Source organism: Mesorhizobium montanum (genome assembly GCF_033977145.1).
Lineage (GTDB): Bacteria > Pseudomonadota > Alphaproteobacteria > Rhizobiales > Rhizobiaceae > Mesorhizobium > Mesorhizobium montanum.
This window is the reverse complement of sequence record NZ_JAVIJF010000002.1, coordinates 426,484-439,332: the sequence shown is the minus strand read 5'-3', so window position 1 is coordinate 439,332 and position 12,849 is coordinate 426,484. Positions and strand designations below refer to the sequence as shown.

At 65.4% G+C, this 12,849-nt stretch carries 8 protein-coding genes; 1 reads left to right on the top strand and 7 read right to left on the bottom strand.

The window, feature by feature from the left end:
• Positions 1-10: 10 nt before the first annotated feature.
• Positions 11-571 (bottom strand): DUF6931 family protein, encoded by a 561-nt coding sequence (locus tag RFM68_RS04335; RefSeq protein ID WP_320231439.1) that lies wholly within the window; start codon positions 569-571, stop codon positions 11-13.
• A gap of 224 nt (positions 572-795) precedes the next feature.
• Between RFM68_RS04335 and RFM68_RS04330 the strand changes: the two genes are divergently transcribed.
• Complete coding sequence (locus tag RFM68_RS04330; RefSeq protein WP_320231438.1) at positions 796-1,293, top strand: OmpA family protein; 498 nt, start codon at positions 796-798, stop codon at positions 1,291-1,293.
• 130 nt (positions 1,294-1,423) lie between these two features.
• Here RFM68_RS04330 and RFM68_RS04325 read toward each other — a convergent pair whose 3' ends face one another.
• From RFM68_RS04325 to tssL, 6 genes are all read right to left on the bottom strand, one after another.
• Positions 1,424-3,850: a M23 family metallopeptidase gene (locus tag RFM68_RS04325; protein ID WP_320231437.1), complete on the bottom strand. Its 2,427-nt coding sequence runs from the start codon at positions 3,848-3,850 to the stop codon at positions 1,424-1,426.
• The gene (locus RFM68_RS04320) at positions 3,847-4,347 is read right to left on the bottom strand and encodes a DUF1036 domain-containing protein (RefSeq protein WP_320231435.1); all 501 of its coding nucleotides are present in this window, start codon (positions 4,345-4,347) and stop codon (positions 3,847-3,849) included. Before RFM68_RS04320 ends, RFM68_RS04325 begins: the two co-directional genes overlap by 4 nt.
• A gap of 11 nt (positions 4,348-4,358) precedes the next feature.
• Positions 4,359-6,866, bottom strand: a complete 2,508-nt coding sequence (locus RFM68_RS04315) for a protein kinase domain-containing protein (protein ID WP_320231434.1) — start codon at positions 6,864-6,866, stop codon at positions 4,359-4,361.
• Positions 6,863-7,642 carry a PP2C family protein-serine/threonine phosphatase gene (locus RFM68_RS04310; protein ID WP_320231433.1) on the bottom strand — a complete coding sequence of 260 codons (780 nt, stop codon included), beginning with the start codon at positions 7,640-7,642 and terminating at the stop codon, positions 6,863-6,865. The genes RFM68_RS04315 and RFM68_RS04310 overlap by 4 nt, the downstream gene beginning before the upstream one ends.
• 117 nt (positions 7,643-7,759) lie before the next feature.
• Positions 7,760-11,287, bottom strand: coding sequence for a type VI secretion system membrane subunit TssM (gene tssM, locus RFM68_RS04305; protein WP_320231432.1), 3,528 nt, complete (start codon positions 11,285-11,287; stop codon positions 7,760-7,762).
• Positions 11,288-11,312: 25 nt separating this feature from the next.
• A complete protein-coding gene (gene tssL, locus RFM68_RS04300) occupies positions 11,313-12,818 on the bottom strand; it encodes a type VI secretion system protein TssL, long form (protein ID WP_320231431.1) in 1,506 nt (501 codons plus the stop codon).
• Positions 12,819-12,849: the final 31 nt, after the last annotated feature.

The following is a 12,849-nucleotide window of genomic DNA, read 5'->3' as shown; positions in this document are numbered from 1 at the left end:
CGGAAAGCCCCTAATACGCGTCGACCGATTGTCGTTGCGCCTCCATTTCCACCATCTGGATGCCCATTTCGACGAAGGCCGAAAGCACGCCAAAGCGGTCTGCGGTCGAGACGCGGGCCAGCCCCGCCAGGATACCGGCGTTGACCGCGTGGGCGGCGGGAAATCCGGTCGATATCATGTCGAAGGCCGGGTCACGCCACGCCGCTGACAATGCGATCCATGCAGCCGGTGTTGCCGGCGACAGATCAACGGCGTCGCCCAGGGCGGCTTGGCGGTGGCGATTGCCGGGCTCGCCCACCCAGCCGTTCACGAGCGCCAGCAATTCGAGATCCCTGTCGGCAAGCAGCTCGGCGAGATTGCTCAGGCATTCATGTCCCCACCAGACCGCGGCGCGTTCGGGCAGGAGGTAGGCACAGAACGTGATGGCTTCCTCGGGCACGCGTCCCGCGAGCAGGGTGCGGCAAAACTCGAGCGGGGGCTGGGCGGCGGCCGGCGATTTCATGTCCCGGGCGATCGCGGGACAGGCGAGAAAGAGATCCCTTGCTGTTCTGTATCCGAGTTCATTGGCCATGGCTGCCGCACCCCGAGAGCCAGCGAAATGGCACTCAAGCCTGCGGCCGAGCGCCGGTCAAGCCACTCTAGCAGGCGGCGGTCACCGGCAACGTGGACTTGTTCACAGACAATCGCTTCAAGATTTGATATAGTCCACGCCAACGAAACCCGCTTAAAAGCGAACCCCCTCAAATAGGAGTGACGGTCATGCGGTGCGGCAGCTCAGCCTTGGCATTGGCGGCTATGCTTCTTTCAACGCACGTATCCGCCGATCCCCTTCAGAAGTCGGAAGACATCGTGAAGTTCTTCGCCGGCCAGGGCAACCTTGGCGCCTCACGCGGCATCTGCGTCGGCACCGAGGAAGAGTGCAAGAGCAAGGCCGAGAAGAACGGGGCGCCTCAGAAGGGCGGCCTCGACATGATGATCAATTTCGCCCTGGATTCGGCCCAGCTCGACCAGACCGCGCGCACCGAATTGGACGAGTTCGCCAAGGCGCTGAAGGACAACCGGCTGAGCACCTTCAGCTTCGTCGTCGAAGGCCACACCGATGCGACCGGAACGGATCGCTACAACCAGGACCTGTCGCAGCGAAGGGCGCAATCGGTGGCTGCCTTCCTGACGGCGGACGGCGTTCAATCCACCCGGCTCGAAGCGATCGGCCTAGGCAAGTCGCACCCGCGCGTTGCTAATCCCTACGATCCGGTCAACCGCCGCGTGGAAATGCGGGTCAGGTCGGAATAGGCCGCCGGGCGCTGTCGCCGGCCAAGTCCTGGCGAAGCAGACTGCGTGCTCTGCCGACGGAGGGTTGTCCTCGTTCAGTTCTTGAGCGCGCCCACAGCAAAAACGCGGTGTTTGGAGAACCGAAACCGCTCTAGCCGGGCTCCAGCGTATTCTGGATCGAACTTATCAGCGCGGTTATTGCCTGCTTGTACTTTTCGAACTCCGGCGACGTCTGCCGGACTTCGGTCGTGGTCGCCGCGGGCTGGCCCTGATCGGTCACCACGCGCGGCGCTTTCTGCCCCATCTTGCGCTCGGCCCAGTCGATGACGTAGCCGACGCTCTTGCCGGTCAGGAAAGGATTGGCCTGGATGACGGCTGATCCCAGCACGGCGCTCAATTGCGACGAACCAGCCGCCGCCAGCACCTGGTGCGCCCCTTCCATGCCGAGGAAATGACAGAGATAGAGGCGCCCGGCGGTGATCTGGTGGCCTCGGGCGCGCAGATAGGCTTCCCCTTCGCGCGCCAGGTTGCGCACCATTTCGCGCGACAGCGTCGCGTCGTAGCGAAGCGCGAGCAGGTCGGCGGTCGAAAGCGATCGGGCAAGATCGGGACGATAGGTGTTCATCATCCGGATCCAGGTCTTGGTGATGAACTGGCCGGCGCCGGTCGCCGACGAGTTGGGATTCTTGGCGCGGGCGCTGCCGCCGCTTTCGACATGCACGATCCGCTCCGTCAGCGTCTCGACGGCGGAATCGCCAGAACCGCCGGAAACGGCGGTGGCGACCGTAGTGACCGTCCCCAGCGGATCGATCGCCTCGCCGTTCTGGTAGAGCTCGAAATGCAGATGCGGGCCGGTCGAAAGCCCCGTTGTGCCGATATAGCCGATGACGTCGCCGGCTTTTACCTTGGTGCCGACGCCGCTGGCGATGGCGAATTTCTGCATATGCGCGTAACGCGTCTCGCGACCGTTGGCATGCGTGATCTTCACCAGATTGCCGTAGCTGCCGCCATCGCCCTGGAAGGAGATCTCGCCGTCGAAGGCGGCCATGATCGGCGTGCCGACCGGAGCCGCCCAGTCGACGCCCTTATGGATTCGAACCGTGCCGAGGATCGGATGCTTGCGCGGGCCGAAGGTCGAGGTCATCACCCCGCTCACCGGCGTGACCATGCCGTTGGTGACGGTCAGCGAGCGGACCTGATCGTCGCCCGTCACGCAGGCATATTGGCCGTCGCTCTGCTGGAAGACGAAACAGTCGAGGCTCTTGTCCGTGCCCTGGACGCCGACATAGAGCACCCGTCCGGAGATCTCGCCTTGGCCGCGCGGCGTCTGCGAATAGATCAGCACCAGGCGCTGGTCCTCGCTGGCGAAGGCGTCGAGGTCCTGCCCTCGCGACAGATACATGATCGCCTCGCCGATGACGCTGGTCGGCACCTTGTTGCGCGCTGCCGTCGAATAGATCGCGTCGAGCAGGCGGTATTGCCGCTTGGGTCCGCCCTGGTCGGAAGCGCCGGAATAGTTGAAGAGATCCTCGCGCACCCAAGGGTCGACGCCCAACACGAAGGCGCCGGCCGCATTGCGCGTCAGCGTGCCGACATAGACGTTCTTGGCGTAGACGGAGACCTGCATCAGCGACATGGTCGTCGTCTCGCGGTTCGGCCGGAACCCGCGCATGGCCACGACAAAGCCGGGTTCCAGTCCGTCGCGGTTGAACAGCGTCTTCAGCGCCTCGCCGGCAAGCTTCGCGTCATCGGCGGAAAAATGCGCGTCGAGCGCCACGCTGTCCAGGCTGCGGTCGTTGAGGATCTTCACGAAGGTGTCCTCGGTCGCCTCGAAGCGCTGATATTCGCTGATGACGGTCGCAACGGTCGTGTTGTTCTCGATCGCGGTTTTCTTGAAAGCGGGGAGCGCTGCTTCACCCTGGTCGATAGTCTCGCCCCAGCCGGCCTCGGGGTCGTCGGCGTCGGCTTTGGGCGCTGAACCGGCGGGGATGTCGCTCTCGTCCTGCGCCGCCTGGAGATCGTTCTCCAGATCACCTTGCTGACCGTCGGGCGCCGCGGCCGGAGCAGGCGGGGCCGATTGGTCATCATCGGGTGCCGTTGCCGAAGGTTTCGGAGCGGACTGCCGCTGCGCCTGGAAGAAGGCGAAATCCTCCTGTGTCGAGGGGATCGTCGTCATGAACTTTTCGCTGGCGCTCAGCATCACGTCGGACAGGATTTCGATCTGCGGCGAAGCTCCGGAACTGTCGAGCTCGGCCGGGCGCGCGATCGTATGGCCCTTGGTCGAGGTGTCGGCGTCGGGCGCGAGCGTGATCCACATAGGGTCGCCGGCAAGGTCGATGATCGCCGGCACATAGACCGAGGCGTCGGGGGGGACGTCTTCCATGCCCTCGACGGCATGGAGCTCTTCGTCCTCGTCGCCGAACGACCAATAGTCCTTGGTCAGATAGAAGCCGGTGGCGATCGCAATGACGACGAGCGTGGCAAGGCCGGCAAGGGCCCGGCGCCAGAGCTTGCGCCGGCGCTCGGCCAGCCGCGCCTGTTTCTTCTGCCTGAAGCTCGTGTCGATCGAGTGCGTCACGGGCTGCTTCCGGTCAGGAAATAGGTCCAGCGCACCTGCTCGAGCGTGTCGACCTCGACGAAGCGCGCCGCGATATGGCCGCGCTGCCAGCACTCGTCGATGCCGCGGATCGAGAAGCGGCGCCGGTCGATGCACATCTCGGTCGATCCGTTGAGGATCGCGTGGCCGAAGACGTCCGTCGCATAGAGGTAGATGTAGCGATTGGCCAACTCCTCGCGGATGACGTTGACGCACTGGTTGGCGCCGATGGTCCACCATCCGTCCGTCTGGTCGGCATTGTCGACCTTCTGTCCGACGGCGAGATTGACGACGTCGAGCGTCTGGTTGCAGACGGTGAATTCCGCGTGTGCCTTGCTGGGCGAAAGGATTGAGAGCAGCACCGCGCCGAGCAGCGCGGCAAGTTTCATGCGGCCGGAGAAGTCTGGCAGGAATCCGATCCGGCTACGCTGCTTGCGTGGCGAGGGCTGGCACAATGAACGCGGGCTGCGAAGGTCCATCGACGTTCATGCTATCCGCCAAGCCGGAAATACGTAGCCGTGGCGGAGAACTGCGAGCCGTCGGCCTCGATCTCCTCGAGGATCCTGGGCAACAGCTCCGAGGCCGGCGTCGGCCTGGAGAACATCGCGGCCTGGATGTCCTTGGGTCCGGTGATCACCAGCATGATCTGCGGCACCGCCTTGCCGGCTGCCTTGTCCGTGGCGGCAAGGCCGATCGGGATGTTGAAGGTCACCTTGTCGGTTTGCGGCACCATGCGGTCGTTGAGGTTGAACGCGATGCCCTTGTGGTCGATCAGCATTATGTTCGAGATGAGCCCGCCGCCCGTATAGAGCGCGCCGCTGACCGGCGTGCCGTCCGGGACCGATGTCCGGTCGAGTACAAGCTGTGGCTTTTCAGCTGAACCGCGGTCGAGAAAGCGAAGGAAGGTGGGCACTCCGCACTGAGGCGGGGTGATGAGTCGCACGCTGATGTCCGGCTCGATATGGAACCTGGACTGAAAATCGTTGAGCATTTGCTCGAAGGGCTGGACCGCCGTTCCGAATCCCTCGATCGCGGGAGAAGCGCCGGGTCCCGATGTCACGTTCGCGTAAAAACAGCTGCCGCCGCTGAAATCGCGCACCCAGGAGCGGCGCTCGGTCCACTTGGCCGTATCCTGTTCCAGTGACGGAAGCGCCGGCTTGGGCACATTGATGGCGACGTCGGTGTTATCGGCCTGCTTGGTCGGCGGCGGCTGCGGTTGCTGCGCTGGCTGTGCCGGCGCAGTCGGCGGTTCCGGCTGGCTGGCTGTCGGGAGCGGCGCTGGCTCGGCCGGCCGCGCCGGTGTCTGGCTTTCCGAAGCCGTGGGCGGGGCAGCCTTCGGCTTTGGCAGCTTGGAAAGCATCTCCACGAGGTCTTTTACGCTGGGCTTGGTCGCCGGCGGATTTGCTTCCGGCGCTGGCTTGTTTTCAGCCGTCTGGCTCGGTTCCCGCGTGTTGACCGCCGGCGGCTCGCCGGGTTGCGCCGGCTTCGGGCTCTCCGCGGCCTGCGGTGCAGGAGCCCGTGTCGGCGATTGCTCTGCCAGCTTGGTCTCGACCTGGGGAACTTGCACCTGATTGTTGGCTTCGTTCTCCGGCTGAGTGGAAGGCGGCGTTGGCTTCTCGACGGGCGTCTTGAACTCCGCATCCGGTTGGGCAGATGGCTTCGCCGTCTCGATGGTGGTGGCGCTGTCAGGTTTTGGTGGTTCCGGCTGAGGCACGGCCGGCGTCTGCGGCTGAGGTTTCGGCGCCTCCGGTTGTTGCGCTTCGGTTGCTGGTTTGGCTGCTTCCGCGACGGTTTTCGGCGTCAGTGGCTTGGATTCTTCCGCTGGCGGAGGCTGCAGGATGCCGCTGAAATAAAGGCCGCCCCCCACCAGGACCGAGAGCGCCACGGCGCCGCCGGCGATGGTTGGCATCCGCGAAGCCTTTTTCGGCGCAGCGGGTGCGGGCGCGCTGGCCGGAGCGGCCGACGGCGCAGGCCGCGGCTCCGACAGGTACGCCGGACGCACATGCTCAACGAAGCGCGGCTCGCCGGGAGGCGTGGACGGCTGGGGTTTGGAGTCGGGCGGCGCCGTCCAGCCGGCGCGCGGCAGGCCCGAGCGTTCGCGCGCGCCAAACGACACCGGTGGCGGCAATGTCGCCTCGAGATCCTCGCCGCGCGTCGCCCTGGCGATCTCGGCCATGCTGGCCGGCCGGTCGCGCGGATCCGGCTGCAGCATCGCTTCGATGAGCTCGCGGAAATCGGGATCGATGTCCGACAGGTCCGGCACAGTCCGGCGTTTCTCGACGACCTCGTATTGCGAGCCGCTCATGTCGAGCGGCTTTCCTCGCAATGTGGCTGCGAGCACCAGTCCGAGGCTGTAGATATCGGACTGCTCGCTGACCTCGCCACCGTAGAGACCGAGTTGTTCCGGCGAGACGTAATTGTATTTGCCGGCGAACTTTCCGCCGATCAGCGTCTCGCCGCCTACGGCCGCCGAACGGGCGATGCCGAAATCGATGATCTTGGCGCGCTCCACCCGCCCGCCGGGCAGGATGATGTTGTCCGGCGAGAGATCGCGGTGAACCGCGCCCGCCTGGTGCACCGCGGCGAGCCCCGATGCCAGGCGATGGCAAAGCCGACGCACATCTTCCCCCGGCATCGGCCCGCGCCGCATGATGTCGAACAGCGACTGGCCGTCCACGAACTCCATCGCAAGATAGGGGCGGCCGATCCCCGGATCGATGGTGAAGACGTGGTAGCGCACCACCGCGTCATGCGACAGATGGTTGAGGATCGACGCTTCCTTGCGGAACAGCGACAGGATCGTCTGGTCGCGGGCGAATTCGGGCAGCACGATCTTGATCGCCACATGGTCGCCGGTCTGGATGTTGTGGCCGCGGTAGACTTCGCCCATGCCGCCGGATGCGATCCTCTCGTCGAGCTCATAGATGCCGCTGAGCTGAGTGCCGACGCCAGTATAGGTGACGTTCGTCGATATCCTGGTCTTGTCGTCGTCGCTCATCTTGCCAGGCTCTCCGCCCCGGACCGACCCGAATGGTGCGCGCCGTCGTGCCCGCCGCCGATTTTCACGAGCACGATGGTCACATTGTCGGTTCCACCGCGCGCCAGGACCGTATCCAGCAGGTTCTGGCATGCCGCCCGCGGCGTGGCGGATCTGGCCGCGGCTTCTATCTCGGCGTCGCTGACATGCGCCGTCAGCCCGTCGGTGCCCAGAATGAAAATGTCGCCCGGCATCAATTCTCCCTGCTGGAAATCGATCTCGAGCTCGTCGCTGACGCCGACCGCGTGCGTGATCACATTGCGGCGCGGCCAGGTGAGCGCTTCCTCGGCGCTGATCATGCCGCGGTCGAGCAGTTCTTGGACCTCGGTGTGGTCCTTCGAAACCTGGAAGATCGAGCCGTTGCGGACGAGATAAATGCGGCTGTCGCCGGCCCATAGGCAGGCGAACCTCCCATCCATGGCAAGCAGAGCCGCGAAAGTGGATCCGATGGTGACGCCGCGCGATCGCGATATGTCGCGTATCTCGGCATTGGCGCGGCTCAGCCGGTCCTCGAAGCGGGCGCGAAGATCGGGCGCCGAGCTCGCAATGCCGATCGTCGCCAGGTGATCGACGATGCTGGCCGAGGCCACTTCGCCGGCCTCATGCCCACCCATCCCGTCAGCTACGACCCAGAGGCCGGTCTGCGGTTCGATGAGGTAGTTGTCCTCGTTGTGATCGCGCACGCAGCCCTTGTGGCTCACGCCGAAGCTCTCGATGGGGAGGGCGACAGTGCTCAATTTGCCACCAAGCGCTTCGCGAGCGTCCTCTGTGACCAACCATGGGCAGCGTGCCCACGCCACTCTGCCACAAGCGCATACATTAGAGTACCGAAATGAAGGCTCGAGCTGGACATCTCAGAACGCCTTCGGACAGCTGAAGCCGGACAAGGCCGGCAGCAGGAAGGGGTTGACCCCAGACCCTGTCTGGATGGTGTAGGCGACATCGCGCCCGCCGATCACGAAGCGGGCTTCGGTGTTGGCGCCGTCGCCGGTGATGGTCGCCTTGTCGAGCAGCCGCTTCAATGCCCACGGCCCCTCGAATTTGAGCGCGGACTCGCGGCCCGGCATTTCCGGCACGAGGCTGAGGCTAGCGGAAGCCGATGCCGTGCCGTTCGGCCATGTCACCGTACTTGGTGCATTGCCGGCCTGGCTGCTCTGCACGGTCTGGCCATCGATGTTGAGCACCGCGCCGTCCGCATCGCCGTTCAGCGAAGACGGCGTGAAGGTGATCGACACCGATGGTGCTGAGCCGCCGGACGGGAAAAAGGCACTACGGATCTCCGCCGCGGACTGGAACGCTTTCAAGGTCGACTTCGCAAGATCGCGGCTGGAACGCGCGTCCTGTTTCCAGATCCACTCCTGGCCGGTCATGTCGATCAGCGGCGCGAGATTCTGCGCGAAGAAGCGGTCCATCAGGCCACCCGGCGCGAACAGCTTGGCGAAATCCGCCATCGAGATGTCCTCGGTGCCTTCGCTGGCAAAGGGATAGTGGCCGTTGACCGCCTCCTCGCAGGCGCGCGTCACCGTCTGGTCGAGGTTCTGGTTGAGGTTGGCGACGGAGGTCTCGGCAACATTGCCTTCGAACTCGTCCGCCGCCGCGTTGACCATGCGCGCCAGCGGCTTGGGAAGGCGCGAGACATTGGCGCGCAGCGTGGAGATCTGCAGCTGCAGGTTGGCGTTGACGCGTTCGGTCTGCGAGGGGACATCGGCTGAGAGCTTCAGGCTCTGGAAAATGTCGTGGAAATTCTGCGTCAGCGCATCGAGCGGCCGGCGTCCGGCGGCCCCGCCGACCAGCGCCTGGAACGGCCGGAACTGCGCCTCGACGCTCGCGCCGGCATTCTGCGCAACGGTTGAGCTTGCGCCGGCGCGGCTCTGCGACTTGCCGCCGGCGATCTGCAGCCCGATGCGGGCCAGGCCTTTGGCCATGCTGGCGGGGTCCTCCTGCGCCGAGCCGATCTCGCCCTCGGCGGCGCTGTCCTTCGTCAATGCGGTCACATCGGCGATCGCCGTGAACAGCTGGTCGAGAGGCGAGTCCGGCGACGCGACGGCCGAGAGCGCCAGATATTGCGGCTTGTCCTTCAGCATCGCCTTGAGCTTCAGCTGGTCGAGCACGCCGTTCCAGGCGGCGGCGAATTCCTTGCCGTAGCGGTCGATGAGCTCGGGACCGAGCCTGGGCAGGTCCTGGTCGATGCCGCCCTGTTCGCCGCCGCCGCCGAGCACCCACTGGTCGTCGACGAGCATCTGCGCGATGCGCGAGAGCTGCGGCAGGAAGAAGCGATTGAAGCCGGCGCGCGTGTAAAGGCCGGGGACGTGAAGGTCGCCGAGCTCGCTGCCGTCCGTGCGCTCGAACAACAGCTGCGCTTCGGAACCGGCTTTCGCGGCGACGGAGAAATCCTGCAGCCTTGCCGCGTAGACCGCCGACTTGATCTGCGCCGAGGCACGGTCGGCGAGGCTCATGCGCCCCAGCGAGCGCTGCGCGGCCTCGACCAGCGGCCGGTTGAGCTCGAAGACCGGGTCGTAGGCGTCGTCGAGCGCAAGCATGGCGCGCAGGTGTTTTTCGAGCTGCGCGCGGCCCTCGCGGTTGTTCTCGCCGGGGTAGCGGTTCTCCTCCCAGTCCTGACGCATCCAGGAGACGATCAGCTCGTCGTCGACCTTCGGCGCCTTGCCGCCCAGCATCAGGTAGATCTTGAGCGGCTCGTAGAGCACGATCGGATACGCCATCTTGGCCTGGATCGTCCGCTCGGCCTGCACCAGCAGCCGGGAGCGGAAGGTTCGCTCCAGCGCCTGCCGGTAGGCCGTCTTGGAGGCCGACAGCAATCTCTCCCGCTGGCTGAGCCCGAACGTCTCCTCGATCGGCTTTCCCTGGTCGCCGTTTTCGAACCCGGCCGGCAGGGTGCGCAATTGGTCGAGCGGATCGATGACGTTTTCGAGATCGACGTCGGTCACCGTCGTGCTCTTCAGCAGCGAATCGGCGCTGTCGCGATAGTGCGCCATGGCTTGCCTCGTGGCGGCGATCAGCGACTTATTGGCGAAGAAGCTGAGGCCCAGCAAGCCGAGCGCCGCCAATGACGCCAACGCGATCGCGGCCAGGCTGCCGAACCTGGCGAGACTGGCGCGCCGCTCGGCGGCCCTATCGAAGGACACCCAGCCCGATTCCGGGAAGATCACATCGGCTAGCAGATCGTGCAGGAAGAAGCTCTTGCCGGCCCCGGAAAGATGCGCCTGGGAAGTGCTGCCGAAACTGCGGCCGATCGCGCCCAGCACCTGGTCGAAGGGCGTCCCTTCCTGGGTGCCCGATGAGAAATAGAGTCCGCGCAGGCTGACATTGACCTGTGACCGCGAGGCGTCGAACAGGCTGCTGACAAACTGGGTTATCCGGTCCTTCAGGGCCCCGAACTGCGCCGGGAAGCCGAACAGCGCGATCCGCGCTACCGGGTCGGCCTCTTCCTGCAGGCGGTCGGAAACCTCTTCGGCGAGCCGCTTCGCCAGCCCGTCGAATTCCGCGGGCGCATCGCCGGCCATGTTCTTGGTGCGATCGGCGGTCTGGAATGTCGCTCCCCACACCTTGCGCCTGCGCGCCTCGTCGAAATCGCCGAAATAATCCATGAAGCCGGAGACGAGATCGGCCTTGGTGAAGAGCAGATAGACCGGGAACCGGATCTTCAGTGTCTCGTGCAGCTCGCGCAGGCGGCTTCTGATTTCGGTGACATGCGCGTCGAGCTGCTGGTCGTCGAAGCCGATCAGATCGGCAAGGCTGACGGCGAGGATCACGCCGTTGATCGGTTGCCTGGCGCGGTGTTTCTTGAGCAATCCCAGGAAGGCGAGCCAGCTCGCCTTGTCGCGCTGGCGATCCGATTCCTGCGTCGTATAGCGGCCGGCCGTGTCGATCAGCACCGCTTCGTCGGTGAACCACCAGTCGCAGGACCGCGTGCCGCCGACGCCGGCTACCGGCTGCGCGCTGCCGGAGCCGGCAATCGGAAATTTCAGCCCGGAATTGACCAGCGCCGTCGTCTTGCCGGCGCCCGGCGGGCCGATGATGATGTACCAGGGGATGTCATAGAGGAAATTGCGCTTGCCGCTCGTTCGCTTCAGCGTCGCGAGCGCTTCGCTCATGCGCACTTCGAGCACCTGTGAATCGTCGTTCCGCTCGTCGCTGCGCACGATGGCCGTTTCGAGCGCCTTTTGCGCCTTGCGCCGTTGCCAGAAGCGAACCCCGTAGAACAGCGCGAGCCCCGCAATGGTGATGCCGACGATCGTTGCCCTGAGCCACACAGGTCCAAGCGGGTGTGTATCGGCAAAGCGGATCAGCGGCCCGGCGTACCAGATCGCCGCCGAGAAGCCGGCGAGCGCAAGCAGGCTGAAGATACGCAGCATCCAGCGCATCAGTGCCGTTCTCCGCGGCACCAGATCACAGCGTCGCCTCCTTTGGGATCATGACGTCGACGCGGCGGTTCTTGGCGCGGCCGTCCGCCGTTCCATTGTCGGCGATCGGTTCGTCCTCGCCCTTGCCGTCGGCACCGAGCCGCGACGGGTCCTTCAATTGCTTGGCCATCATCGCCTGGACGGCTTTCGCCCGGGCGACGGAAAGATCGAAATTGGATTTGAACATGCTCGACTTCTTCGGCTTCACATTGTCGGTGTGGTCGACGACCTTGATCGGTCCGGGTTCGGCGTCGAGCGCCGTGGCGATGTCGGCGGCGATCGGCTGGAATTGCGGCTTCAGCTCCGCCTGGCCTGACGCAAACAAAAGCTGGTTGCTGATCTCGACGACGATGAACTCGCCCTTCTCGCCGACGCTCAGTCCGCCGCCGGCGATCTCCTTGGCAAGCGCCGCGCGGATGCGGTCGATCTGGCTGGTGTCCGGAACCGCGGGTGGCGGCGGGCTGGCTTGCACCGGCTCAGTGGGCGGCGCCACGCTGGCGCGCTCGATGGTGACGGGCGTCGACGGGTTGAGCGCCAGCAACTCGCCCGCGGTCGCATCGCCTTCGTCGGTGATCAGGACCCGCAGCCCGAAGAAGGCCGCCGTCACCAGCGTCGCGGCGGCGGCCGCGACCGCCCAGAGCGGCAGCCGCGCCCTTGGCTTTGGCATCGCCGCCGCCATGCCTTGCCAGCGGGGCGAGATGTCATCGGCGGCGCGCGGCTTGAAGTAGCGCAGCGTGTCATAGACGTCGCGCCGGACACGTTCGAGCGTGTTCCGCTCTTTGGCCAGCCCGCGATACTGGCCTTCGAAGCCCAGCGACAGGCAGGCATGCATCAGCTCGAGCAGATCGTAATGCGCTTCCGGCTTGGCCAGGATATTGTTCAACGCCTCATAGAAGCCGGCGCCCGTTGGCCGGGTGTGGAAGAACTGCGCCAGCAGGCTGTGCTGAAGCCAGCTGTCCTTGCTCGGCCAGGGCAGATTGCCGACGAGGTCGTCGGCGGTTTCGCAAAGGGCGAATTTGGCGATCCGCGCGTCTTCCTCCCCAATGCCGGCTTTCGCGATTGCGCGCTCGAAGGTCTCGATCGCGTCGGCTATATGCTCCGCCAACGGCGCCGCTTGCCGTTCGACCGGCATCAGCCGCAACTGGCCGAAGAGCATCAGCAGCGGTGCAGCGGCGGCAAGGATCGGATTTGCCGCAGGGTATTTCACGCCGTCGGCGGCGTTGAGCAGGGCATCCTGCGGCAACCCCGGCGCCGCACTGGCGGCCGCTCCCGGAGTGGGTCCTTGAAAGAGCACGGTTCCGGACGACCAGCCGGGCGGCACCTGCCGGCCGCCGCCGGGATCGAACACCGTCGATTCACGGGTAGGCGACGGAGCACGCCGAACGCTGTCCGGACCGGAGCTCTCGGGAGCCGCAAGCGGTCTTTGCTTCGGCCGCGGCGCGCGGATCACGGTTTTGTCCGCTGGCCTGGAGGAATCGTCCTTCGAGCTCATCGGCGGCGCCCCACCGTCCAGGTGCAACGGC